General features: G+C 68.5%; 19 protein-coding genes and 1 pseudogene. 7 read left to right on the plus strand and 13 right to left on the minus strand.

What is annotated here, in order from left to right; translation table 11 throughout:
- Nucleotides 1-134 precede the first annotated feature (134 nt).
- From ABT186_RS22500 to ABT186_RS22515, 4 genes are all read right to left on the minus strand, one after another.
- Nucleotides 135-1,100 carry a sigma-70 family RNA polymerase sigma factor gene (locus ABT186_RS22500; protein ID WP_351224439.1) on the minus strand — a complete coding sequence of 322 codons (966 nt, stop codon included), beginning with the start codon at nt 1,098-1,100 and terminating at the stop codon, nt 135-137.
- A 37-nt stretch (nt 1,101-1,137) separates the two neighbouring features.
- The gene (locus ABT186_RS22505; protein ID WP_351224437.1) at nt 1,138-1,293 is read right to left on the minus strand and encodes a hypothetical protein; all 156 of its coding nucleotides are present in this window, start codon (nt 1,291-1,293) and stop codon (nt 1,138-1,140) included.
- A 63-nt stretch (nt 1,294-1,356) separates the two neighbouring features.
- Nucleotides 1,357-1,716, minus strand: coding sequence for a hypothetical protein (locus tag ABT186_RS22510; RefSeq protein ID WP_351224435.1), 360 nt, complete (start codon nt 1,714-1,716; stop codon nt 1,357-1,359).
- Between the two features lie 142 nt (nt 1,717-1,858).
- Nucleotides 1,859-2,482, minus strand: coding sequence for a DUF1707 SHOCT-like domain-containing protein (locus tag ABT186_RS22515; protein ID WP_351926436.1), 624 nt, complete (start codon nt 2,480-2,482; stop codon nt 1,859-1,861).
- A gap of 338 nt (nt 2,483-2,820) precedes the next feature.
- Between ABT186_RS22515 and ABT186_RS22520 the strand changes: the two genes are divergently transcribed.
- Together ABT186_RS22520 and ABT186_RS22525 are read left to right on the plus strand one after the other, a co-directional pair.
- Nucleotides 2,821-3,888, plus strand: a complete 1,068-nt coding sequence (locus tag ABT186_RS22520; protein ID WP_351926438.1) for a S1 family peptidase — start codon at nt 2,821-2,823, stop codon at nt 3,886-3,888.
- Between the two features lie 395 nt (nt 3,889-4,283).
- A complete protein-coding gene (locus ABT186_RS22525; protein WP_351926440.1) occupies nt 4,284-7,634 on the plus strand; it encodes a GH92 family glycosyl hydrolase in 3,351 nt (1,116 codons plus the stop codon).
- Between the two features lie 460 nt (nt 7,635-8,094).
- Here ABT186_RS22525 and ABT186_RS22530 read toward each other — a convergent pair whose 3' ends face one another.
- Both ABT186_RS22530 and ABT186_RS22535 read right to left on the minus strand, forming a co-directional pair.
- Nucleotides 8,095-9,294, minus strand: a complete 1,200-nt coding sequence (locus ABT186_RS22530) for a cytochrome P450 family protein (RefSeq protein WP_351926442.1) — start codon at nt 9,292-9,294, stop codon at nt 8,095-8,097.
- Nucleotides 9,295-10,294: 1,000 nt separating this feature from the next.
- The gene (locus tag ABT186_RS22535; RefSeq protein WP_351926444.1) at nt 10,295-11,491 is read right to left on the minus strand and encodes an alkaline phosphatase family protein; all 1,197 of its coding nucleotides are present in this window, start codon (nt 11,489-11,491) and stop codon (nt 10,295-10,297) included.
- A gap of 655 nt (nt 11,492-12,146) precedes the next feature.
- Here ABT186_RS22535 and ABT186_RS22540 point away from each other — a divergent pair.
- Nucleotides 12,147-13,445, plus strand: coding sequence for a phosphatase PAP2 family protein (locus tag ABT186_RS22540; RefSeq protein WP_351926446.1), 1,299 nt, complete (start codon nt 12,147-12,149; stop codon nt 13,443-13,445).
- A 44-nt stretch (nt 13,446-13,489) separates the two neighbouring features.
- Here ABT186_RS22540 and ABT186_RS22545 read toward each other — a convergent pair whose 3' ends face one another.
- From ABT186_RS22545 to ABT186_RS22555, 3 genes and pseudogenes are all read right to left on the minus strand, one after another.
- Nucleotides 13,490-13,678: a hypothetical protein gene (locus ABT186_RS22545; protein WP_351926491.1), complete on the minus strand. Its 189-nt coding sequence runs from the start codon at nt 13,676-13,678 to the stop codon at nt 13,490-13,492.
- Between the two features lie 417 nt (nt 13,679-14,095).
- Nucleotides 14,096-14,808 (minus strand): annotated as a pseudogene (locus ABT186_RS22550) (aldo/keto reductase).
- A 21-nt stretch (nt 14,809-14,829) separates the two neighbouring features.
- On the minus strand, nt 14,830-16,035 hold the full coding sequence (locus ABT186_RS22555) for an erythromycin esterase family protein (RefSeq protein ID WP_351926448.1): 1,206 nt from the start codon (nt 16,033-16,035) through the stop codon (nt 14,830-14,832).
- Between the two features lie 58 nt (nt 16,036-16,093).
- On the opposite strand from ABT186_RS22555, the gene ABT186_RS22560 reads away from it, so the two are divergent.
- A complete protein-coding gene (locus tag ABT186_RS22560; RefSeq protein WP_351224423.1) occupies nt 16,094-16,843 on the plus strand; it encodes a TioE family transcriptional regulator in 750 nt (249 codons plus the stop codon).
- Nucleotides 16,844-17,205: 362 nt separating this feature from the next.
- Here ABT186_RS22560 and ABT186_RS22565 read toward each other — a convergent pair whose 3' ends face one another.
- Complete coding sequence (locus ABT186_RS22565) at nt 17,206-17,559, minus strand: VOC family protein (protein WP_351224421.1); 354 nt, start codon at nt 17,557-17,559, stop codon at nt 17,206-17,208.
- Between the two features lie 189 nt (nt 17,560-17,748).
- Between ABT186_RS22565 and ABT186_RS22570 the strand changes: the two genes are divergently transcribed.
- On the plus strand, nt 17,749-18,003 hold the full coding sequence (locus ABT186_RS22570) for a hypothetical protein (RefSeq protein ID WP_351224419.1): 255 nt from the start codon (nt 17,749-17,751) through the stop codon (nt 18,001-18,003).
- 431 nt (nt 18,004-18,434) lie between these two features.
- Nucleotides 18,435-20,219 (plus strand): endo alpha-1,4 polygalactosaminidase, encoded by a 1,785-nt coding sequence (locus ABT186_RS22575; protein WP_351926450.1) that lies wholly within the window; start codon nt 18,435-18,437, stop codon nt 20,217-20,219.
- A gap of 129 nt (nt 20,220-20,348) precedes the next feature.
- Here the strand turns inward: ABT186_RS22575 and ABT186_RS22580 are convergent, their stop codons facing one another.
- The 3 genes from ABT186_RS22580 to ABT186_RS22590 form a co-directional block, all read right to left on the minus strand.
- Complete coding sequence (locus ABT186_RS22580; protein ID WP_351926452.1) at nt 20,349-21,278, minus strand: SCO6745 family protein; 930 nt, start codon at nt 21,276-21,278, stop codon at nt 20,349-20,351.
- Nucleotides 21,279-21,364: 86 nt separating this feature from the next.
- Complete coding sequence (locus tag ABT186_RS22585; RefSeq protein WP_351926454.1) at nt 21,365-22,483, minus strand: Ca2+-dependent phosphoinositide-specific phospholipase C; 1,119 nt, start codon at nt 22,481-22,483, stop codon at nt 21,365-21,367.
- Between the two features lie 393 nt (nt 22,484-22,876).
- The gene (locus tag ABT186_RS22590; RefSeq protein ID WP_351224411.1) at nt 22,877-24,133 is read right to left on the minus strand and encodes an alkyl sulfatase dimerization domain-containing protein; all 1,257 of its coding nucleotides are present in this window, start codon (nt 24,131-24,133) and stop codon (nt 22,877-22,879) included.
- Nucleotides 24,134-24,208: 75 nt separating this feature from the next.
- Between ABT186_RS22590 and ABT186_RS22595 the strand changes: the two genes are divergently transcribed.
- Complete coding sequence (locus tag ABT186_RS22595) at nt 24,209-25,369, plus strand: PucR family transcriptional regulator (protein WP_351926456.1); 1,161 nt, start codon at nt 24,209-24,211, stop codon at nt 25,367-25,369.
- The last annotated feature ends 15 nt before the right edge of the window (nt 25,370-25,384 follow it).

Here is a 25,384-nt window from a genome sequence, read left to right on the forward strand (position 1 = left end):
TCGAGTGGCAGCCGACAGCGCCCTGACCAGCGATGATGCGCCCAGATCTGGTCGGCTTGCCGCCCCGGAGCCGGCGAAGAGGGGCCCGCCCACGTCCCGACATCGGCACGGGCCCGCGGCGGGCGGAGCAGCCCTCAGGATTCGCTCTTGGTGTCCAAGCCGAACGCCGCAAAGACCTCGATGTCCTGGAACACGGTGGTCCTGCTGATGCCGGCGTCAGTAACGGTGAACACCTGCAGGGTGTGCAACTCGAAAGCGCCGCTGTCGCCGCGGCGATAGGCCGCGAAGCCCGGCTGGCCGTTCGCCGCAATCGGGTCGAGACGCCAGCTGCTGCCGGCCTTCGCAAAGACCCAGCCCATGAACTGGGCGTAATTGTCGCGGCCGACGAACCAGTTGAGCATCGGAGGCATCTCCATGAGGACATCGTCGGCGAGGAGCTGCTTGATTCCTTCGATGTCCGCCTTCTCGAAAGCCTTCATGTAGCGCTCGACGCAGGCCCGCTGTTCCGCCTGTGAAGGCTCCGCGACACTGTCCTCCCGGACGCCCGCTTCGTTCAGGCGTGCACGCGCCCGCTGCAGCGAACTGTTGATCGAAGCGACCGACGTACCGAGCACGTCCGCGGTCTCGGCCGCCGAGAAAGCGAGCACCTCGCGCAGGATCAACGCGGCACGCTGGCGTGCCGACAGATGCTGCAGCGCGGCGACGAACGCCAAGCGCAGGCTGCCCCGGTCGATGACTGCGGCGACCGGGTCCCCCAGGTGCAGCAGCGCGTCGGGCATCGGCTGCAGCCAGGTGACCTCGCCGCCATGGACCAACGGCTGGAGCGGATCGCTTTCCGTGACCGTCCCTGACGGCAGCGGTCTGCGGCTGCGGCTCTCCAGGGCGTTCAGGCAGGCGTTGGTCGCGATCCGGTACAGCCAGGTCCGCAGCGAGCCGCGGGTTTGGTCGTAACGGGCCCGCGCCCGCCAAGCCCGCAGATAGGTCTCCTGCACCAGGTCTTCGGCGTCGTGAACCGAGCCGAGCATCCGGTAGCAGTGGGCGAGCAGTTCCGGTCGGTATGGCTCGAGTTGGCGGTCGAAGTCCTCCGTCGTGGTCTCCACACCCAGCTCCCCCCGTTGCGTTCCTCGCCGACGGACCCTATTGAACCTCCACCCCACCGGCCTGGGGGGCCGGCTCCGTCAGGCGCTGTTCCACACCGGAGATTTCCGCCGGCACCGCCGCCGCTGTCTCGCGGGTGACCACCAGCAGCCGGGACAGCTCCTCCCGCGCGGCCTCCCACCGCGCGTTCAGCACACCCCAATCAGCGTTCTCCCAGCTCAGCACATCCCTTGAGAGGAGATCTCCAGAACTGCGCCGTCACGCGACATGCTCACCGGGGCCGCGCCCTGCGCGACCGCGCCTGCACGTGGACGGCCGCCCGCTGTCGTCTCCTCTATGGAGCGCACGCACTCCGAGACACCGAGCCCGCCGCCGCACCAGCGGGCCAGAGGACACGCGTGCCTGGCCGAGTTGTTCGGCGAGCGCCTTGATGCCGTGCAAGGTGGCTTCCATGTTGGTGCGGAGCTCGGCCAGCCGGTTGGCCACGATCTTCTCCTCCCGCTCCGGCATGCGCTCGATCACCAGGCTGAGCCCGGAGCGGCCGGGCCCGATCTGTGCGACCTGCCGCAGCCTGGTGCCGGTCCTCTCGGGCTCCAGCTCGAAGCGCCATGTGGCCATGGGCCTCGCCGGGTTCCCTGCCGGGTCACCGAACCGGCCGACCGCTCTTCTGGCGCGCTCGGCCCCCCGTTGGACCGCTGTCGATCACATCGTAGCTACCAGCCAGGGGGTTGGCGGACGCGCACGGTAACGGCTCCGCCCGCTATTTCGCTTCCGACGCCTCCACCCGCACGCTCCCGCCATGCGTCGATCCCGTCACCGTGATCACATGCGTCACCGCCGCCCCGGGCACCGCGTGCCGCGAGGCATTGTCGCGGACCCGTCCGCCGTGCGTCGAGATCCCGCTCAGGTCCACCGCGATCCCCGGCGGCACCGTCAGTCGCACACTTCCGCCGTGCGTCGAGATGCGGAGCGTGCTCTGCCCGCCCTCCGGCAGCCGCGCCACGGTGTAGTCCAGCCGTGCCGAGCCGCCGTGCACATCGAGTTCGATGATGCGCGGCACCACCCATGCGCCCTCCCGGCGAAGCCGCTGGCCACTCACGTGCCACCGCTCCACCTCCCCGTCCGCCGGGGCCGTCGGCGCGGGCGCACGAACGGTCGGCGGAGCAGGCGCGGCGACCGGCAGGTCCTCCGCGAGCGGCTCCAGATCCGCGAAGGTGCGCGCGGTGAGCGCACGTTCCACCCGCTCCTCGAGCTCATCGATGTCCAGCCGGCCGTCCGCCGCCGCATCCCGCAGGATCTCCACCATCCGGTCGCGGTCCGCATGCGAGACACGCAGCAGACGCGGATCGCGCTCGGCTCGGTCGCTCGGCTCCTCGATGCTCATGGCCAAGTACCTTACGACCCGGCCCGCACCCCGGGCGAGCACGAATGCCATCGCTGGGGGACACGTGGGGGACGAACCCACGCATTGGCATGTCCTCGCTTCACTGGCACAACTTCGGCCTCGTCGTGGCGAACTACGGGCGGAGGCCCCCAGAGGTGTGCGTCCCGAATCGTCACGTGGGGGCGGCCGGAAAGGCTCCTTGTGGCCGCGGGTGGCGCGTCGAGATACTCGTCGGCGGTCCATTCCATTGGCATGGTCGCGCCAACACGTGGCGTGCCGCTCACCCTCCGGTCCCGGCCGCCCCAGCGGGCGGGACGCCCCCCTCAGGAGGTTCACACGTGACGTACCGTCCGACATCCACCGCCCGCCTCACCCTAGCGGGCACGGCAGCGGCGGCACTCGCCGTCAGCGCCGTCCTCCTGCCGGGCGCCGGCGCGGCCACCGCCGCGCCCGCCTCGCCGGCCCACCAGGCCAAGGCCGCGGCCGCCCTCGCCGCCCGGCTCGGGAATCGCGCCGCCGGCTCCTACTACGACGCCGCATCCCGTCGGCTCGTCGTCAACATCACCGACCCGTCGGCGGCCCAGCAGGTCCGCGACACCGGCGCCGTACCCAGAGTCGTGCGCTACTCCACGGCTCAACTGCACACCGTCATCGCCGACTTGGCCAAGCAGGCCCGGATCGCCGGCACCGCCTGGGTGATCGATCCCCGGCAGGACAAGGTGGTGGTCACCGCCGACCCCACGGTCACCGGTGCGAAGCGCGCCCGGCTCGGCGCCGCGGTCAAGGCGCTCGGCGACAGGGCCGCCCTGCGTCACACGGCCTCACCCTTCAAGCTGCTGGTCGCCGGAGGGGACGCCATCTGGGGCAGCTCGGTGCGCTGCTCGCTCGGGTTCAATGTGACCGTCGACGGCGCACCCTACTTCCTGACCGCCGGACACTGCGGCAACGCCTCCTCGACGTGGTCCGACTCCGGAGGCGGAGCGGAGATCGGCCAGACCGTCGACTCCCGGTTCCCCGGCACCGACTACGCCCTGGTGCAGTACGACGACTCCAGCTCCGCCCCCGCCAGTGAGGTCGACCTGTACGACGGCAGCACCCAGGAGATCACCGGGGCGGCCGACGCCTACGTCGGCGAGTCGGTCGAGCGCAGCGGTAGCACCAGCGGCCTGCACGGCGGCTCGGTCACCGGTCTCGACGCCACGGTGAACTACGAGGAGGGCTCGGTCTCCGGCCTGATCGACACCGACGTGTGCGCCGAGGCCGGCGACAGCGGCGGCGCGCTCTTCGACGGCAGTTCGGCGATCGGGCTGACGTCGGGCGGCAGCGGTGACTGCACCTCCGGCGGTGAGACGTTCTTCCAGCCGGTGACGGCGGCGCTGAGCGCGGAGGGCGCTACCATCCCGTAGCCTTTCGAACTGTCAGGGGCGGCCGGTCACTTGGGTGGACGGCCGCCCCTGCTGCGAGGAGAGCCCCGCCGCTCGCCGGTCCCGGGTTCGCGCGCGGCACGCGGGGCCAGCGGTGGTGGCTCCGAACGTGCCCGTCTGTGAACTTCGCACTCAGAAAGTCTTGTTGGCCTCGTTGACATGTCGTAAGCACACGCGTTTCACTCAACACTCGGGCATGGCAACGTTGTCAGGCCGTGGGGGCGGCCGGAACTCCTGCCTGTCGCCGGCGCTCCGACGTTCTTCGGGGCGCCGGCATCTGATGTGCGAAGCACGAACTGCTGCGGAGGCAACCGATGGTGAGACCCCGACGTTCAGCTGCGCCACGTAACCGAAAGAGATTCCGCCGACGTTTGGCCGTGATCTCCGTCCTGGGCATGGCCGCTATCCCGCTTCCGGCGATCGGGAGCGCCCATGCCGCGAGTACCGTGACGCCGACCTTCGTGAACGACCCCGCGTCCCTCGTCAACCCCCTCATCGGCACCTCCGGTGCGGTGGACACCTTCCCCGGCCCCGACATGCCGGCCGGCATGGTGCAATGGGGTCCCGACACGACGCCCGACCGCCCTGACGGTGGCGGCTACGAGTACAACGACAACAAGATCTCCGGCTTCAGCCTCACCCACCTTTCGGGACCCGGCTGCCCCGTCGCGGGCGATCTGCCCATCCTGCCGGTGACCGGCGCGCTGTCGGGCGACCTCGGCAGCGCATCTGTCGGCTTCAGTCACGACGACGAGCAGGCAGGCATCGGGTACTACAAGGTCACCGACGCCAACGGGGTGAAGACCGAGCTGACCGACACCACCCGCGCCGGCCTGGGCACCTTCACCTTCCCCGCGGGCCGGCAGGCGAACCTGCTGTTCAAACTCAGCGGGGGCGCCACACAGGTGGACGGAACCCGCGTCCAGGTGGTGAACAACAAGGAGATCAGCGGCGCGATCGAAAGCGGTCACTTCTGCGGTGCGAGCAACAGGTACACGCTGCACTTCGACATCAAGTTCGACCAGCCGTTCGCCGCGAGCGGCACCTGGGTCGGCAGCACCATCAATCCCGATGCGACATCGCTGAAGGCGGGCAAGGTCCAGCAGCCCCCGCAGGCGTCCAGGTCGGCGCCGCTGAAGGAGAAGCACTTCACCGTCCCCGCGAAGCCGGCCCCGACGATCCACGGGAGCGGTGACAAGGCCTCCGGCACACCTTCCCCCGCCCCGAGCGCCGGCGCTGTGCCCCGCTCGTCCACCGCGGGCAAGGCCTCCCAGCCCCCCACGACGGGTGCGAACGGCATGTACCTGACCTTCGACACCTCCTCCAACCCGACGGTGAGCGCGAAGGTCGGCATCTCGTACACGAATGACGCAGGCGCGGCGGGCAACCTGGCCACCGAGATCAGGAATTGGAACGTCGACGCCGTCGAGCAGGCCAACCACGACGCCTGGAACGCGGTGCTGAACAAGATCCAGGTCGGCGGCGGCTCCTCGGACCAACAGGTGCAGTTCTACACCGCGCTCTACCACGCGCTGCTGCACCCGAACGTCCTCTCGGACGACAACGGCCAGTACATGGGCATGGACAACCAGGTCCACAGGCTGGCCAAGGGGCAGAAGGCCCAGTACGCCAACTACTCCGGCTGGGACACCTACCGCTCCCAGACCCAGCTGATGGCGATGGTCGAGCCCAAGGTCGCCGGCGACGTCGTCACCTCGATGCTCAACGGCTACGACCAGACGGGCCTGCTGCCCAAGTGGGCCTCGAACAACGGCGAGAGCTACGTGATGGTCGGTGACCCGGCCGCCGGCATCATTGCCGACGCGTACGCCTTCGGCGCGACGGGCTTCGACACGGACAAGGCACTTGCCGCACTGCAGCACGAGGCCACCGTCCCGAACAACGACCGCCCCGGCGAGTCGGTGCGGGACGCGAAGGGCTATCTCCCGCTGGACGAGAACGACTACGGCTGCTGCAACTTCTACGGCCCGGTCTCCACACAGCTGGAGTACGACTCCGCCGACTACGCCCTCGCCGCCTTTGCGAAGTCGCTGGGCAACACGGCTGTCTACGAGAAGTTCGCCACCCGCGCCCAGGACTGGATGAACGTCTTCAACCCACAGACCGGCTACATGCAGGGCAAGAACAAGGACGGTCGGTTCGCGGGCGGTTTCACCCCCGGCACCTCCAACGGCTTCGTGGAGGGTACGTCGGCCCAGTACACGCCGATGGTCCCGTTCAACCTGCAGCAGCTCATCCAGGCACGCGGCGGTGACAACGCGTACTCGTCCTACCTGGACAGCCTGCTCGACAACATCACGAACCCCGGCAACACCAACGCCGACCTGAGCAACGAGCCCAGCGTGGAGATCCCCTGGGAGTACGACTACACGGGCCGGCCGTGGAAGACTCAGGCGGCTGTCCGCAAGGCTCAGCAGAACCTGTACTTCAACGCTCCGGTCGGCTCGTTCGGCAACGACGACCTCGGCGCGATGAGTTCCTGGTACGTCTGGTCCGAGCTCGGCATGTACCCGGAGACCCCGGGCACGGACACCCTGGCGCTCGGCAGTCCGGTGTTCCCGGTGGCCCAGGTGACCTTCCCAGGCGCCAAGACGGTGCGGATCAACGCGCCGCAGGCCGCGACCGACGCGCCGTACGTGCAGTCGCTCGACGTCAAGGGCAAGGAGTGGAAGACCTCCTGGCTGACGTACCAGCAGTTCAAGGGCGCGGGCACGATCGACTTCACGCTCGGCACCCAGCCCAACACCTCCTGGGCGTCCGACCCGTCGGCCGTGCCGCCGTCGGACACCACGGGCGGCGGCCGGGTGCTGGCCGCGACCGGTCCCTCCAGCGATGGCCTGGTGCTCCAGCCGGGCGCGTCCGGTGACGGCACGCTCGACCTGACCAACCTCGGCAGCGAGGCCGTCACGGTGGACTGGAAGGCGACGGCGCCCTCCGGTGTCACGCTGGACACGGTGTCCGGCTCGCTGACGGTGCCCGCCTCGGGCAGTGCCGAGGCGAAGGTCCACGTGACGGCGGGCGCGAGCGAGGGGACGTTTCCGGTCACCTTTGCACTGACCGACCACAGCACCGGTGCGGCGCTGAGCGGGGCGACCCTCCGTGTGGCCGTGGCCAAGGCCGGTGCGCTGTGGCCGTTCGACACCAACGAGGGCATCTACCCCGACGGCACCAGCTTCTCGGGCGGCTTCGACAACGGCGGTTGGGCGTTCTCGCAGAACGCGCTGTCGGCGGCGGGCGTCACGAGCGGCTCCACCCTCACGGCCGACGGCATCTCCTACACCTGGCCGACGGTGACGTCCGGTCAGCTGGACAACCTGGAGATGGCCGGCCAGACCATCTCGGTGCCGGCCGGCACGTCGGGCGCGTCGCTGGGTCTGCTGGGCGCCGCGACCAACGCGCCGACCGACGGTAGCGGGGTCACGGGCACGGTGACCGTCACCTACACCGACGGCACCACCTCGCAGGCGATGGTCGGCTTCTCGGACTGGACGCTCAACGGCGGGTCCAGCAAGCCGCTGGCGAGTGACGCGACGGCCGTCACGACGGCCTACCGGAACACCGGAAGCGGGGGCCGGGACAACGTCAAGACCTACGTCTTCGCCACGAAGGTCCCGCTGGATTCGTCCAAGCAGGTGGCGTCGATCACGCTGCCGGTGACGGGCTCGACGGGCACCGACCACCTGTTCGCCTACGGCTTCGGCCAGTAAAGGCACTGCAGGCAGTCACGACGGCGGGCCGGTTCCCGGGCACGAGCCCGGGGACCGGCCCGCCCGACATGGGTGAGCCGGCCGTGTGCGGTGATCGGTTTGGGCCGGGGGACGGAGTGGCGCGGCGAGCCGGCGCCCGTGTCCCGGAGTTCCATGACCATGTGTCGGGCGAGTTGGGTGACCCATGCCGCGGTCGGGTGTCCGGTCGCGCCGAGGATCGCACCCACGGGGTGGCGTGCCCGATTACCGCGAGGACGTACAGCGTCGCCCCGGTCAGGGGCCTCGGTCTCGAAGAAATCGGTGGTGCGGATGGCCTGCGCTTGAGGGTGCAGGAACATGGCCCAGGTGGTGTGGCTCCGTGGCCATGCCCGGAACGGACGATGTCGCGCCGGCCACCACCTCCCGGGCCTCCATGAGGGAATCCGCACCAGCACGAATGAGGTAATACGCAAGCGCAAGGTCAGGACTTCCACCGCACCGGCAGCTGACGTGGGCCCCGGATGAGCATTCCGTGGCGCCAGGTCAGGGCGGCCGGGTGGGCGTCGAGTGCGAGGTCGGGGCAGCGCTCCAGCAGGGCACGCATCGCGATCCGAGCCTCCATGCGGGCGAGCGGCGCGCCGAGGCAGTAGTGGATGCCGTGACCGAAGGCGACATGGCCGTTGGCGGGCCGCCGGATGTCGAAGCGGCTGGGGTCGGGGAAGCGTGCCGGGTCATGGTTTGCGTCGGCCAGGGCCACGAGGACCAGCTCACCACCGCCGGGGATGACCGTAGTGCCGATCTCGACCGGCTCGGTGGTGAACCTGAACGTCGGCGTCTCCACCGGCCCGTCGTAGCGCAGCATCTCCTCCACCGCGTTGTCGATGAGCGTCATGTCCTGGCGCAGTGCGGCGAGTTGGTCGGGATGGGTCAGCAGGGCCAATACGCCGTTGGAGATCAGATTGACCGTGGTCTCATGCCCCGCGACCAGCAGCAGCCAGGCGGTACCGCGCAGTTCGTTCGCGGACAGCCGGTCGCCGTCCTCGTCGGTGGTGCGGATCAGGGCGCTCATCAGGTCCTGGCCCGGGGCCTGGCGCTTGCGCTCCAGCAAGTCGACGAGATACGTGGCCACCTCGCCCGTCGCCGCCAGCCGCGCCCCCGGGTCGGGGTCGGTGAGGATCGTGCCGGTCCAGGCGCGGAACGCGGCCCGGTCGAGCATCGGCACACCGAGCAGCTCGCAGATCACCGAGATCGGAAGCGGGAACGAGAGTGCCTCGACGAGATCGGCCCGCCCTTCCGGAAGGGCCACCATCGCGTCGAGCAACTCGTCGGTGATCTGCCGTACCCGCGGCGAGAGCTGCTCGATCCGGCGCGGAGTGAACTCGCGGACGACCAGCTTGCGCAGCCGCTCATGGTCCGGCGGATCGGAGTTGAGCATGTGGGGCCCCGCCGATGGATTGGGGATCGGAAAGGAAGGCGAGGCGTTCTCCCACTGCTTGGACAATCGCGGATCCACAAGCGCGGCCCGGCCGGCCTCGTGCCCGACAACAAGCCAGGCCTCCGTACCCTCCGGAATCCGCACCTTGTGGACGGGGCCGCGCTCCCGCAGCGCCGCGTAAACCGGATATGGATCGCGGACGAAGTCCTCGCCCATCGCGACCAGATCGATCACCTCGGCTGCCATCGCCTGCCTCCGTCTCCCGGCTCGCCCGACGCTAGCAGTGGGCGGTGCTGCGGCGAAGGATGCATTCAGCCGAACCGGGCCGGGGAAGACCGGCGCCCTGTGGTCGGTGAAGGCGAGCACGGAGACCGCCGTAATCGATGCGCAGATGTCGCGCACGGCGGGATCCACATAGGCCCCGCGCTCACGAGCGGCATCACGCCGGAACCGGCTCAGCCCCCGCTGAACGCTGCTCGACGTGGAGCCGGGGCGGGTGGCGCTGGTGTGGCTATGGCGGCATCGGTAGTCGGGACGGCGGGGGTCCAGTGGGCTTTCATGCGCCGACCTCACACGCCGCACCGCAGCAGCCCTGCCAGCAGCGTCAAGAGCGCAGGTTGCGCCGCCCAGCTCCGGCACCCACACCTCGACGCCACAGTGGTCGAAGAGCGGAGCCACGGCCGCGAACTGGATGCCGTAGAAGGCGCGTTCACTTGAGCTGATGACAACCGCATCGAAGTTCCGGCCGGAGCCGGCCATCGCCGCCGGCAGGGCTGCGGCCTCCGGACGGTGCGCCCAGGGCACAGTGCGGCTGCGCCCGGTGTCGAAGAACTCGGCGACGATTCGCCCGTGTCCCGACACCAGGCCCTGGGCGCGCAATACTTGCCAAGCCCCGCGATGTCACTGGGTCCTGATCGTCCTCGGCCGACACCCGGCCGTAGAACGCAAACCGCAGACCAGTGGCGGGCGGCATGCCGGCGGGGGAGGAGCAGGGGGGCCAATTGTGGGCCCCGACCGTCAGGGGAGGCGTAGATCGGCCGATCTCCCGCCTGCGATCGCGGCGGCCCTGGTGGCTCAGTTCGTCGAGGCCTGGCCCGGGGCAGCGGCGGTCAGGGTCATGCACCGGAGCAACCCGTCAGAAGACCTGGCGAAGCGTACGGCTCAAGTTCGAAGACCCACGTTGTTGCCCGCGTCCCCAAGTCCGGGCGCCCCTGAGCGGAGTCGCACTCAGAGGCGCCCGGCGGAATCAGTGCTTGGTCGGAACGACCGGGTTGGACGGGGATGAGCCGGGTCCAGTGCCCACGCAGTTGGTGGCGGAGACGGTGAAGGTGTAGCTGGTTCCGGGGGTGAGGCCGGTGATGGTGGCGCTGGTCGAGGTGCCGCTGACTGTCGCGCTACCGCCGGGGGAGCCGACCACGTTGTACTGCGTGATCGAGCAGCCTCCGTTGCTGGCCGGCGGTGTCCAGGAGACGGTCGCCTGCCGGCGGCCGGCGGTGGCGGTCACGTTGGTCGGGGCACCGGGCAGGGTCTGGCCGACCTGCGGTACGAAGAAGTCCGACATCGGGGTGGCGCCGCCGTCGTTGCTGGTCAGCGGAGCGAGACCCCATGCGGACTCGATCGTGGCCAGCCAGGAGTAGTGGTTGTACAGGTTGGTCGAGTGGTAGCCGGCCGTGGTCGACTTGCTGATCATGATCGACGGCACCTGATTGCTCTGGCTGCTGTCGTCCTCGTCCCACACGATGTTGAGCACCGAGTTCTGGCTGGTGAAGGCGGGGGAGTTGAGGATGGTCGGCACGTTCTGCGACAGCCAGGTGTCGCCTTGGGCGATCGTGCCGTCGTGCATGTCGTTGATCAGGTTCGGGGTGATGAACACGTAGTTCGGTGTGCTGGCCGTCGAGCCGAGGTCGGTGGCGAGCTGGGTGTACGGCACGTCGTTGTTGCACTGCGACGTGGTCTGAACGTCGGTGTAGTAGACGAACGGGTTGTGCCGCACCGCATACTCGCCCGAGTCGGACAGCGTGCAGGGCGCCGGCATCGATTCCTCGTACGCTTTCCAGGTCTTGCCGGCCGGCGTGATCCGGTCCGCCGCGATGTTCGGCTGGTTCACCGTGCATTGCGACGGGTTGCAGTCGGTGGTGATGCCGAAGTTCGATCCACCGGTCAGTTCCAGGTAGTTCGGCAGGCTCGGGTGCCCGACCGCGAAGTAGTTCGACGCGATGCCGTACTGGCTGACAAGCGAGTTGATGTACGGCGCCTGGCTGTTGCCGACGATCTCGTTGTACGAATGGTTCTCCATCAGGATGGTGAACACGTGGTCGAACGCCGGAACGGTCCCGGCCGTCTGCGCGGACGCAGCGCCACCTGAGATCGTCGGCGCCAGGGCGAGCAGCAGTGCGGCCACCAAGGTACTCAGCCTTCTGGCCAGTCGTCGGTGCGGATCCATCTGCAACCTCCTCCAGCTCAGTGGGGGGCACCCAGCACGGTGACGGAACCGGCGGTTCCGATGCCTCCGCACGCACTCGACCGTTGGCTGAACTTCTCCCTGCGGCCCGTCAACAAGCCTTCAGTCACTGCCGACTTGATTGTTAACGAGGTGGAGGGCGCCCGGCCTTCGTGGGTGATCACTTGGCTGCTGTCCGCGGCACGCCGTGTCCGTTGCGTCCTGCGCGGCAGAAGCAAGGTGGGCCTTACCACGGCCGGTGCGAGTGCAAGTCGTGGACTGCATCCGACGCTCACCGGGCCATCGCCCGCGCCTGCCACTGTCGCACCCGCACCCGAGTCGCACTCTCCCAACCCGCCCCTGATCCGCCGTCAGCCTGCTCGGCCCGCGACGCTGGGCCATCGAGCCAGGATCGACCGACCTTCGCACCACCCGTGACCAGTGAAATCCACCCACACCGCACCGATAGCATGATCGAACTCATGACGAGTACCCTCGTCGCCCGTCCTTCACCGGAAACTCATGCCATCCGGCACGAATAGTGGCCCTTTGGTAAACATCTAGCAAATCGGTCAAACAATTGATATCTATAACATCGCGAGTGTTTTCGCGAATAAACTGCAGAATTAAATTCGTCGCGCGGCGGCAACCAGGGGCGATGCTGTGGGTCGCGGTGGGTGTGGTCGCCCTCGGATTCCTTGTCGCGCTGGAGATCGCCGCGCGTCGCTATGGTCTGCCGGGGCCGATCACCAACCAGGTACTCGAGGTGATATTCCCCCCTAAATCGGGTTTCCTTTTGTACGCCAGTATGGCGTTGATGATGGTGGTGCTCCCCCGGCGGCAACGGTTCATCGCGGCTGGTTCCGCGATCGGCATCGATGTCGCCTTCCTTCTGGTGCGGTGGGCGGTCGGCACCAAGGTGACCGACGGCCACCCCTTCGGCAACGGCGCGTTGTGGGTGATTTTGGGCTATGCGGTCATCGCTGTCACGCGCCGCACGGGCCAGGAGCGTGTCCTGCTGCTGAAGGGCGTCGGGCTGGGCCTGCTGCTGGTGGCCGGCCGCAAGGCCGGCGATGTCTGGCTACTCATCACGTCGAAGACCCGCCCGGCGGTGCTCGACCAGTACGCGGCAACTGCCGATCATGCGCTGGGCAACCCGTCGTGGCTGGCAGGCCGGATTGTCAGGGCCACCGGTCCGATCGGCGCCCATGTTCTCGACTACGTCTACATTCAGCTTGCGGTGGCCGCGGTCATCGTCGCGGTGTACCAGCTGCGTAATGTGGCGGTCGAGCGCCGCTTCCCGGGCCATCATCTGGTGCGCACCTTCCTCGTGATCGGCATCCTCGGGCCGGCCATCTACATGATCTTCCCGGTGGTCGGACCGGTCTTCGCCTACGGCACCGGCGCCTTCGGTACCGGCGGCCCTCACTGGGCGGTGGCCAACCTGTGGCCGGACACGCCGCCGCCGATCAATACCCCGCACCCGATGCCATTCGACGAGACCACCCCACGCAACTGCATGCCCAGCCTGCACACAGCGTGGGCCACCGCGATTTTTGTTCATTCCCGCACGGGCCCACGGATTCTGCGGTTCGCGGGCGCGTTCTGGTTGATTGCCACGCTCTGCGCAACGCTGGGATTCGGCTATCACTACGGCGTGGATCTCGTGGCCGGTGTGGTGTTCGCGCTCACGATCGAGGCAGCGCTGCGCTCGCTAGAACGTGGCTGGGATCGGTCAGGAATCCAGCTGGTCACCTTCGGCGCAACGGTCTTCGCTGTGCTCTTGGTGTCGTATCGCTATATGCCGATGGAGATGGCCAAACATCCGTGGGTGTTTGGACCACTTGTCATTCTGGCGTTGACCTCAGTGGTCCGCGGCTACGTACGGAACATCAAACTGTGGGCACCGAAGGCTGCACCAGTGCGGCAACCGGAACCGCAACCCGAACCTGTTTGAGCCATGTTGCATCAGGAGGTGCGCGAGCTCCTGCGACTCGTAGATCACGTGACTTTGCGTCGCCACTCCTGCCCGGTCGTCAGGGCCTGGGTGGGGGCGGCGGCCAGGGAGACGCAGACGATCGCGTTGGCGCTCAGGCGGGACCTGGTGTCGGTGTATTCCCTCGCCGCCGCCCGGCGGTTCCGGTGGAGGACGCCCGCTTCAAGTACGACGCGGTGATCTACGGTCTCCACGAACTGCCCGTCACCTGGTGAACCAAGACCATCGACCGGTGCCGGCCATTCATCAGTCGGCACCGGCACGGTCCCGCTCCCGACCTCAGTGGCCGGCCTACCCTCATTGCGTCCCGAGCCGATGTGCGCGAAGGACATGTGATCGAGCTCGAGCTTGGACCGTCGGAGGTGGACTCGGCCGGCTTCGCCGCGTGGTGCACGCTGCTGTTGCCGCCGAGCCAGATCGCGCCGAAGCCGGGATCTTCCAGTTCGGCTGCCGCGTCACGCCGCTGGTCTTGAAGTGTCGGGTCTTCGGAGCGCAGTTCATGGCTGAAGATGCCGAAGCGATGGTCTTCTCGTGCTGTGGATCTCTGCGCGTGGATCTTTTCTGGCCCGGCGCCACCGGCAAACGGCGGGCCGGGCTGGTCGGGCCGCCGCTTACACGGCCTGGCCGAGCGCCTGGAACTCGGCGTCGCTGAGGGTGATCTGTGCAGCCAGGGTGTTCTCCTCGACGTGGGACACGCGGGAGGTGCCGGGAATGGGCAGCATGACGGGGGAGCGGCGCAGCAGTCAGGCCAGGGCGAGCTGGGAGGGGCTCGCGCCGTACGTCTTGGCCAGCGTGTCCAGCGAGCCGTCTTCACGCGCCAGCCGGCCGGTGGCCATCGGGAACCAGGGGATGAAGCCCACAGGTTCTCCCGTTCGGCGTTCCCTCCTGCTGCAGCAGGCGAAGCTCGCCGATCTGGTCGGCCGGCGGCACCTTGGGGTCGATGCGGTGCAGCTGGTAGAGGTTGATGCGTTCCACGCCCAGGTGGCGCAGGCTCAGTTCGGTCTGCTGCCGTAGGTATTCGGGCGGCCCCAGTGGCCGCCAGTCGTCCGGGCCGGATCGGGACGGCCCGCCTTTGGTGGCGATCACCAAGCCCGCCGGGTAAGGGCGCAGTGCCTTGCGGATGAACTGTTCGCTGACGAATGGGCCGTAGGAGTCTGCGGTGTCGATGAGGTGCACGCCCAGCTCGACGGCGCGGCGCGGTACACGCACAGCCTCCTCGGGATCCTTCGGCTCCCCCAGACGCCGGGCCCGGTCAGCTGCATCGCTCCGTGTACGAGCCGGTTGACTCAGGGATTTCTCCCGCGCATCCGAGGCGCCCCGACAGGCCTGAATGCTGATGGTGGCACTAGCTCTGCGGGACGTCCTTGACGAACACGATCCCGTCGATTCCGGCCAGGTGGGCCGGGTCAAGTGAAGAGTAGCCGTAGTAAGGGGACACGCGGGGGGCGGGCGGCGTGTCTCCGATGGCGGTGGCCAGCCGGGGGGCGTCGACGGCGTAGCGGTCCTCCGGGAGGGCGTACAGGAGTCCTTCGACGGTGTCCGGTGGCGGGGTGTCCACTCCCTGGTGCCGGATCGTGCCGAGGACCGTGGCCAGGAAGGCGTACTCCTCGCCCAGGTGGGCGCTCACCAGCGCGCCCGCGCTCCACCACTCCAGCAGCGGCTGGTCCCACATGCGCATCGTGCTCTTGTCGCGCTGGAGATGGCCGTTGTGGGCGTGCACCAGCGCCGGTCCCCGCTCGGCGATGACGAGCAGATTGGCGGCCATCATCGAATCCCGCAGGCCCAGCAGCCGCGTCATGCGGCTTGGCGAGGTGTCCGCCATCCAGAAGTGGTAGCGCAGCAGGCCGGTTGCGGTACGCCCGTACAGGCGCGCCCGGTTCCAGTCCTCCCGCGATGTCGCCGTGATCAGGTGCGGCGTCTGCTCGTCGAGCAGCGCCACCAGATCGTCGGCGAGCAGCCGCAGTTCCCTGGCCTCGGCCGACTGCCCCACGGAGTGGGCCGGGTCCATCATCGCGGCGGGATCGGTCCACCGGTCGTCGGCGCCGAGCAGGCGGTCGAGGGTTTCCGCGGTGCAGGGGAGCAGGTCCGCGTCCACCCGGGCCGAGAGGTAGCCGTGGAGTGCGGTGAGGGCCTGCCGGGGGCTCGCGGCGCCGGTGATCTCCAGCGGGCCGTCGAAACCGGCGAAGCGGAGCCGCTCGGACGCGGGCCGGCCGTCGTTGTAGGCACGCATCCAGCGCACGAGCTCGCGGTTGGCCGCGGAGGTGCCCCAGCCGTGGCTGAATCCGTGCTCCATGACCTCATCGAGGGTGCCCGTGCCCGAGGTGACGTAGTCGTCCACGGCCAGGCCCATCATGCAGTCGCTCTCGATCGCGATCGTCCGGTAGCCCTCCTGCTCGACGAGCTGCCGGAAGAGCTCGTTGCGCAGGTCGAGCAGAGGCTCCTCGCCGTGGGTGGGCTCGCCCAGGGCGAGCAGCCGCGGCCTGCCCGGGAGCAGCCTCATGACGGCGGTGGCCTCGACGGCATGCGTGGTGTCCTTGATGCAAGTAGCCATGCCTTCAACGGTATCGTTGAACCCTCGATTGAAACTTTCTCGCGATATCGGCAGGTTCATGGGGCAAAACCTTCAAAGCAGCGATCGGCTCAGGCCGGTTGATCTGGCGCGCGGGCACGGTCTGTCCACGCAGGCGATCAGGAACTACGAGGAGGCCGGCATCCTTCCGGCCGCCGGTCGCACACCCCACGGCTACCGCACCTATACCTCGCTGCACGCGGGAGCCCTGCGCGCGTTCCTCGCCCTGGTGCCCGGCCACGGCCACCAGACAGCGACGTCGATCATGCGGGCGGTCAACGAGGGCACGGTCGAGGAGGCGTTCCGCCTCATCGACGAGAGCCACGCCCAGCTTCTCGACGACCGCCGGACCCTTCAGGCCGTGGAGAGCGCCCTCCGTGACCTGGAGCCCACCACGGCGTCCGAGCCCGGTGTGGCCTCCGAGCCGGCCGCGGTGGCGGGGCCCGGCGGCACGTTCATCGGGCCGCTGGCAGGCAAGCTCGGAATCCGGCCTGCCACGCTGCGCAAATGGGAGCGCGCCGGGCTGGTGCGCCCGCGTCGCGACCCGCGGACCGGGTACCGCGTCTACGACGAGGCCGACGTACGGGATGCCCGGCTGGCCCACCAACTCAGGCGGGGCGGCTATCTGCTGGAGCAGATCGCTCCGCTGATCGCCCAGGTGCGGGCGGCCGGCGGGCTGGAGCCACTGGAGGCCGCACTGTACGACTGGCGCGGCCGACTGTCCGCCCGCGGGCGGGCGATGCTGACCGGGGCCGCCGAGCTGGAGGCGTACCTCCGCAAGCGCGGATGAGACTTCGGTCGCCGGCCGAAGAGATCAAGGGTCACCTACGGCTCCGTCTCGGCTGAGCCGTCCGCCGATGTCGGCCTGGTCCTGGGCCGAGCCTTACCCCCACGAACGGGCGGGATACGTCCTCGGCTCAGCGCCGACCCAACGCCGGCCTGGCGCGGCCGGTCGCCGCGGCGCCGTCGGCGGCTGTCCGGACTCGTAGCGGGCCAACCACTCCGGCCCGAGTTCGGTGACAAGCTCGCCAAGGTGTTCCCGTGACAGCTTGCAGAAGGCGTCATGGGACACGGCCGCGCGGGCCTGATCAAGGTTCACACCTCGGCAACCCAGTGGGCCACCGGCACGTCACCGCCTGTGTGAAGACGCGGTCAGGCGGGCTGCCACAGCTCGACCCGATTGCCCTCAGGGTCGGTGACCCAGCCGAATCGACCGACACCCTCCATGTCCTGCGTCTCTTCAGCCACGTCCGCTCCCTTGGCGCGCAATTGCGCGAGCATCGCGTCCAGGTCGCGGACCCGGAAGTTGAGCATGGTCTGCTGGGCGCGGGACCCGAAGTAGTCGGTCTCGGACTCGAACGTCGCGAACACTGTCGGCCCGGCGCCCTGACGCCACAGGCCGTTCTCATCGGCGTCCAGGCCCAGGCAATCGCGATACCACGCGCTCAGGGCCGCCGGGTCGGCGGCCCGCATGAAGTATCCACCGATTCCAAGCACACGTTCCATGCCGCTATCTTGCCAGCACGGCGATCGGACGGGCCGGCACCACATCATCGCCCGCTTCACCCCCCTTCTCAATTGCGGGGGAACTCATTGGCGCACGGTCTGACACAGGGCCTGCTGTCGAACAACGAGCGCGACCTGCAGGCCGCGATGGACGGCTTCGAGCAGTGCCGCCGGCCGCTGGAGTGAGCCATGGCCACCGAGGACCTGGGCACGTGCCTGCTCGCCTCCGACCACGCGGCCGGCGTGGCTACCCTCGGTCACGCCCTCGCTCGTTACACGGACCTGGGAGCGGTCTGGGACGCCCGCCGGATCCGCGGCAAGCTGCGCGACCTCGGCGTCCGCCGTCGACTTGTGGTCCGCGAGCCGTTCACCCACGGCTGGGTTGCGATGACCGCCGCCGAGGAGTCGGTGGCCGGACTCGTCGCGGAAGGACTCACCTGGTGAGGGGCAGCGCCGACTGCTGATGGGGGCAGAGGCTCGCGTTCTGGGGCACGGTGGGATCCGGGCCGTTGCTCGGGCGGCCCGGGCCAGTGAGGCGACGGTCCGCAGGGGCCGGCCAGGACCGGCCGGGTCGTCCGCTGCACGCAGCAGCTCCACCGCGGCCAGGACCCGCCAGGCGGGCGATGTCCCCCCGGCCCGCGGCCGGCGCGTCGTAGAGCGTGATGCGACAGACTCATCCTCACGGCCTTCCTGCTGGACACATGTGTTCCTTGATCGGAGCACATGATCCAGCCGAAGGCCGCGCACATGAGCGCCGGCGGGAATGGCAGTGATCAAGTACGACGAACCCTTCGACCGCGACGTTAAAGATTCAAGTTAGTCTGATGCCCCTGAACGGCTTTTCGAAGCACGGCACATGGGAAAGGTGACCGGTGATGTCGCTGAGCCCCGGCGATCCCGAGTCCATAGGCGGCTATGCACTGGTCGGCCGGCTCGGAAGCGGCGGCATGGGTGTCGTCTATCTGGGCCGTTCGGTCTCGGGGCGGCAGGTCGCGATCAAGGTCGTGCACGCGCAGTACGCGCAGGACGAGGAGTTCCGGACGCGCTTCAGGCAGGAGGTCGCGGCCGTCCGCCGGGTGAGCGGGGCATTCACGGCCCCGGTGGTGGACGCCGATCCGGACGCCGAACAGCCGTGGATGGCGACACAGTATGTACGGGGCCGCACGCTGTCGGACATCGTGGCCAAGGACGGCCCGCTGCTCGGGGGCGAGTTGCGTGCCCTCGCGCTGGGCCTTGTCGAGGCGCTGCGGGACATCCACCGGGCGGGTGTGGTGCACCGTGATCTGAAGCCGAGCAACGTCCTGATGGCCGAGGACGGACCCCGCGTCATCGACTTCGGCATCTCACACGCCGTCGACAACCAGGCCCTCACCGTGACCGGGCGGCTGATCGGCACCCCGCCTTTCATGTCACCGGAGCAGTTCACCGCGCCGCGGGATGTCACCGCGGCCTCGGACGTCTTCTCGCTGGGGTCGCTGCTGGTGTACGCGGCCACTGGCAACCGTCCGTTCGACGGAAGCAGTCCCTATTTGACGGGCTATCAGGTGATATACGCGGCACCGGACCTGGATGGAGTCGCCGAACCGCTCCGGAGCATTGCCGAACGCTGCCTGGACAAGGATCCGGCCGCCCGGCCCGAACTCGCCGAACTGCACCGTGTTCTCCAGACCCTGCCGGATTCCGCCGCGCCGGTCGCGCCGGGAGTGGCCGACTCAGCGGTAACCAGCCGCCATGTTTCCCCTACGCGCCCTGTTCCACGAGACCTGGCCACCGCCGAGGTGAAGGGGGGAACGGACCGGACTCGAACCGCTCACGGACGTCGAGGGCGGCGCCTCCTCCTCGGCCTCGCCGCCGCCCTGGCCGTCACCGGGCTGAGCATCACGGCAGTGAAAGCCGGGTCGCACCAGAACAACACCTTCCAGTCGCCCACCGCGCCCGCGTCCGCCGCCGCGGTGACGCTACCGCCGAAGCACGTGCGGTGGGACTACCAGATCGGCGGCGCTTACACCCCGCCGACCGGCGTGAAGGTGGTCAGTCGCAGCCACGAGGACGCGCCCGCGCCGGGTGCCTACAACATCTGCAATATCAATGCCTTCCAGGTACAGGAGGGCGCGGAAAGTGACTGGGACACCGACCTGCTGCTGCGCGACGCCAACCGGCATGTCGTCTACGACAAGGACTGGGACGAGGCCGTCCTGGACATCCGCACGGACGCCAAGCGGCAGCGCATCGCTGCCAAGCTGAACACATGGATCGACGACTGCGCGGCCAAGGGGTACAAGGCCATCGAGCCCGACAACTACGACACCTTCACCCGCTTCTCGAAATACCTCACGGCGAACCAGGCAAAGGCGTTGATGAAGCTGCTGTCGGTGCACGCTCATGAGAAGGGCGTGGCCGTTGCCCAGAAGGACACCGCTGAGCTTGTGTCCGACCGTGCCTCCGTGGGTCTGGACTTCGCCGTGGTGGAGGAATGCGGCGAGTGGAATGAGTGCGGCGAGTTCGCCAAGGCGTTCGACAACAACGTGTTCGTGGTCGAGTACACGGCGAAGGGCCTGTCGGAAGCGTGCTCCCGCTGGAGCAGCACACTGAGCATTGTCCGCCGCGATCAGTCGGTCGTGTCCAAGGGCACGAGCGGCTACTTCCGCCGGACCTGCTGACACTGAAGCTGCTGAACGGCAGGACTGAGCCGGGCGCGCGAGTGCACTGCCGCGCACAACCGGCTCGCGCCTCGTCGGCCACTGGCCCTGGACCGACGTGATCACCTTCGCGTTCGAGGTCAGGGAGCGTCAGCTCGTGCCGTCCCCCTCGGGGTCTCGGTATCGCTTCCGCACGCGCGAAGCAGGCTGGTAGTTCGGTCCCGCGGTTTCATCCACGCGTGCAAGGAGCAGTTCACAAGGGGGTTCGAGGCGCTCCGCGAACTCCGTTGAGAAATCCGCGCCGACGAGCTGCCATGGCAGGGCGGTCAGACCGTCGGTGAGGTCCTCCAGCTGCTGACGCAGCCGTAGACCGGAAGGAAGGAGCCTGCGATCTGCTGCGAATCCCTTCCGCGACAGCATTTCCCAGCCATGGTTGATCTCCTCTTCGGTCTGACCCCGGGATTTGCTCAGCCAGTCGTCTTTGTAGCCCAACCATTCGTTGTGAATGATCGATGCCTCCGAGGACGTCAGACCGGCCGAGGCCATCAAGGCCCAATGCGAGTCCCCCCGCCATTCGCGGATCGCGTTCACAGCGTGCCAGCCCGACAGCAAAGGGTTCCGTGGACGAGGCATGGACACGGTCGCACCGAACAGCACGCGGCCCAGCCTCGGGAGGCGGTCGACCGCGGACCACAGTGTCGGCCCCATCTCGACCAGCGGGTCGACGATGTCGGGCGCATAGCGACGCAGCCCCTCGTCGACAGCCTCGTCCCGCAGGTGCCAGAATTCGCGGAAGGCGGCCGCATCCCCCTTCAAGAGGTCGAAGGTGACGGCGATGCCGACCGAGCTGATGGTGCCGAACGCGGCGGTCAGTGCCTCGGCCCCGGCAGGCGCGAGTGGCGCGCCGCGGGAAGCGATGTAGCCGAACGGCCCTGGGAGGCCATGGGCCTCGAACCGCGCCACAGCCCCGGGATCCCAGAAGATCCATCCGACGGTGGTCTGTACAGAGCGCGCGTTGCGACGGCTTGTCTCACGCCAATCGTCATCTGCTGCCCGGTCATGCCATTGATCGAAGATCATCGATGCCCGCCTCTCCTGGCTCACCTCTCCGCAGCCGGTCGGCTGACCCGCCTGACGCTGTGAGGTCGCCGTCATTTCCTGACCTGTCAGCAGTTTCGGGACCAGAGGGTGAATGCGCCGGGTGTCTTCATCCAGTCGAAGGTGGTGGCGCTGGAGTGGCCTTGCTGGGCGAGATACTGGACGCGTTGGGCCGCGGCGGTGGGGTCGGGGTTTGTGTCGTCGAGTGTGGGGACGACGCTTTCGGCTGAGCCTTCGACAGTGAGGTAGTGACTGCGGCAGTACCACGACATGCTGTAACCGTTGTTCAGCCAGTGGGTGGCCTGGGTGTCGAAGATGACGAACCAGGGACGCAGGGCGGCACCATAGATGAGGCGGGGGTCGCCGTTGGGGCTCGGTTTGGTCATGGCAGGCCACATCGAGGCCTGATCGAGCCGGCCTGCTGTCGAAAGGTCGGCCAGGTGCTGGGCGTATTCCTGTTCGGTGGAGAGGTTGTCCAGTTTGTAGCCTGCGAGCTTGTTCTCTATGGTGCCGGTGATCGGGAAGAGGATGAATTTTCCTCGGAGCTCGTTCCAGGTCGGCCAGGCTCCGGCCTTCGCCGCGGCGTCGAGGGTCGGGTAGGTGGTCCCGAGCATGTCTGCGGGTGTGAAGAGATTGTCGGAACCGAGGTGTTTGGCCACCAGCTGGTCCAGTTGGTCCGGTCCCATTCCCGCGTTGGAGCGGAAGCCCCATTTGAGCTCGAGTTTGATGTAGACGGGGTCGTGATCGGGGTGCGCGTCACTCCAGGCCTTGAGGTCGTCGAGGCAGGTTCTCAGGCTGCCGTTCTCCCATGTGGTCTTGAAGATGCCGGATCCGGTGGTGTAGGTGCAGTTGTTGTCGTTGGCCAAGGGATCGGAATGGCTGACGATCCATCCGCCGGGATTGCCGAACGTACTGTAGGTGTCGATCTCCAGCAGGTGCGCTCCGAGGTCAAGGCCCGTGGTGATCGACTTGGACTTGCTCTTGTCGTAGGCGTTGTGCAGTCCGGACACGGAGATCTGGTTCAAGGCAACACTGTTGAACGCGGTTGTGTCTGTCGTCGGCTGGACCGTGGAGGCATGGACGGGTGTTGTCGAGGCCCATGGCGAAACCAGGCCAAGCAGTACGGTGGCGGCGAGACCAGAGGCCTTGCGGCGCCACGGACGGGCTTCCGCGACAGCGGAGGGCATGGGAGCTCCTGACGTCTGGGAAAGTCGTGCGCGGGTGGACTGCCGGTGGACCGCGGTATGCGGGCGGTGGCGTGGGATGACCGCGCCTTCGTGGCCCGCTCCGGCCGGCGGGCTGCGTGGACCCCGGCACCGTGGCGGCACGAGCCGGCACCTGGGTGGCGGGTTGCGGGCCCCCTCGGCCGGCCGTCGGCACCATCCCGGACGCGTCGGCCACCGGAGACGAGCCGGCAGGGAGGTGCCGAGCGGGTTGCGCGGTCGGGCGGCGGCCGGGAGCACCGGCAGCGCAGGGCCGAGGCCGCCTGGCGGTTGCATGGCGATGCTGCCGCGTCCACGGTTCGGTGGTTGCCCCTCGGTCCGCCGTCCGGGATCGCCCTGCCGTCGGCGACGCACGGGTCAGGGCTTGCCACCGCACCGTTCTCGTGACTCGGCGGCGGCCCAGGTGAAGATGCCTTGGGCCATCAGCGAGGACTCGGACTCGGCACGTGCCTGGTTGACGTCAGCGCGTGCGGCGTGCACGGTGGCGTCGTCGGGGGCGGCCTGCACCGCGAACTCCGCGAGGTGGCCGGCGACCCTCAGCTCGCCCGCGTCGGCGTAGCGTCGGGCCGCATCCGACAGGGCGGCCGCACCGCCTGCGAGGTCCGCCAATACGGTGGCGAGTTGGCCCTCGGGAGCCGGTTTGAGGTGCGCGGGGTTGCCGTCGTACCACCCGGCATAGCGCCGCCACAGGTTGCGCACGATGAACTCGGGTTCGTCGTACTTGGCTTGCAGGTAGACGCGGTCGGTCAGATGGGCGGGCGGGCGTACGGAGTGGATCAGGTCGTCCAGCCGGGCACCGGAGTTGAGTCCGTCCAGCGTCTGCTGGACCAGACTCTCCAGCCATTCCGCGGTCTCGGTGAGTGCCAGGCGGATCCGGTCGGCACCGAAGACCGGTGCTCCGTGCGAGGGCAGCATGATCTCCGCGCCCAGGGCCGCCATGCGGCGCAGTGCGAGTGCCCACTCGCGTGGGTAGCGCTGCACCTTCTGAGGGTTGCCGCAGTTGGGGGTCACCCAGATGAACATGTCACCGGGGCACAGGATGCGGTGTTCGGGGATCCAGGCGACGGTCGCGTCGTCGGTCTCGCCCCTTACGTGGAAGAGCTCGAAGGTCAGCTCACCGCGCGTCAGGGTGAGCGCCTCCCGGTACGTCAGGTCGGGCCTGCGGTACTGAGTCGGCCAGGTCAGATCCGGTGCCTGGAACTGCCGTTGGTTGATGACCGTGTTGTAGCCGCCGGTCAGTATGTAGCGGTCGAACCTTTCCCCGACCTTTTCGTGGGCGTACACGGTCGGGCGTGGCGCGTTCTCCGCATCGAAGGGACCCATCCCGAAGACATGATCGATGTGACCGTGCGAGAAGACGGCGGTGGTCACCGGAAGTCGACTCCAGGCACGCACGGCCTGATGGAGGTTGTCGGCGGCCAGTGGGTTGCCGGTGTCGAACAGGATGACCTCGCCGTCCGTGCGGAAGGTGATGACGTTACCGAAGCCGGGGTACCAGCCGACGCCGTCGACCACCTCGATGACGCCGGAGCCCGCCTGCCCGGCATGGACGATGCTGTCGTCGACGGCGCCCTGCCAGACCCGGTCGGCGTAGTCGGTGAGGGAGAAGCTCATGGTGCCCATGCCACCGTGAACCCATGCTCCGAGCAATCGGCCGCGAGGCCACTGACAGCTGCCTACAGTTGTGACATGCCACAACCAGACGCTGCGCGAGACGGCGCGATTCGGCTGGCCGCACGCCTCGAACCGCGGGTCAACCAGCTGGCCAGGGCCATCGTGGAACGTCAGCGGGCCGAGGTGCCCGGCTTCGATCTCCTGCCCGGCGAGATGCGGGATGTGGAGATCGCGGCGACAGCCCGCCACGCGATACGTGGGTTCCTCCGCCATGTGCAAGGCCTGCCGGACACCGACATCGTGGTGTTCCGGGAACGCGCCGCCCAGCGCGCCGAGGAAGGCCTACCCCTGGTGCAGTTGCTCAGGGGGTACCACGTCGGTGCCGAGGTGCTGCTGGACGCGTTGAGCGAGTTGGCCCGTCCGGGCGAGGAAGGGGCACTGCAGTCCTTGACCCGGATGCAGCTCCGCGCGCTCCGGGCCACCGTCGAGAACGTGACAGAGGCGTACCTTGCGGGCCTCGCCGACCAGCAGGGGGCGGCACGCGAGCTGGCCCGGGCACTCATCCGTGGTGACGAGCCCGAGGAGGTCGCCGCCCGCTACGGGCTGTCCCTGGAATCCGGCTACCTCGTGCTCAGTGTGCGGGCCCCCGAGCCCCCGACACCGGTGGCGGCGCGCAGGCTGCTGCGTCGGGCGCTCGCCCGGCTCGCCCCTCTGGCCGAGGGCCGCGTTCTCAGCCTGCCGGACGAATGCGGCGGCTGCGTCCTGTTACCCTCCCGGACCGCACTCGACGCCGTCGCCGGCCGAATCTCCTCCCGTCTTCCGGCAGCGCCGATCGTAGGCGCCGCGACCGCGGGCTCTCCCAGGGAGGTTCCTGCAGCGGCCGAACGAGCACGCCGCATCGCAGCCGTTGCAGACAAGCCCGGCCTGCACCGGTTGCAGGACGTACTGCTCGAATACCATCTGTCGGGAGCTGCGGACAGCGCACCCGAACTGGGCGCCCTCCTGGAACCGCTGGACGGCCAACCCGGCCTGACCGCGACCCTGGCCGCCTTCCTCGACTGTGACTTCGACCGGCGCCGTACGGCTCAGGCACTTGATGTGCACCCCAACACGGTCGACAACCGCCTGGCTCGTGTGACCGAGTTGACCGGCGTCGACCCGCACACCGCACGTGGCGTCCAACTCCTCGGTGCCGCGCTGACCCTGCACAGAATCGCCGGCCGGGAGTACCGGTAACACCTCCAAGCGCGT

The organism is Streptomyces sp. NPDC001634, assembly GCF_040298185.1.
In the GTDB taxonomy this organism is placed as follows: domain Bacteria; phylum Actinomycetota; class Actinomycetes; order Streptomycetales; family Streptomycetaceae; genus Streptomyces.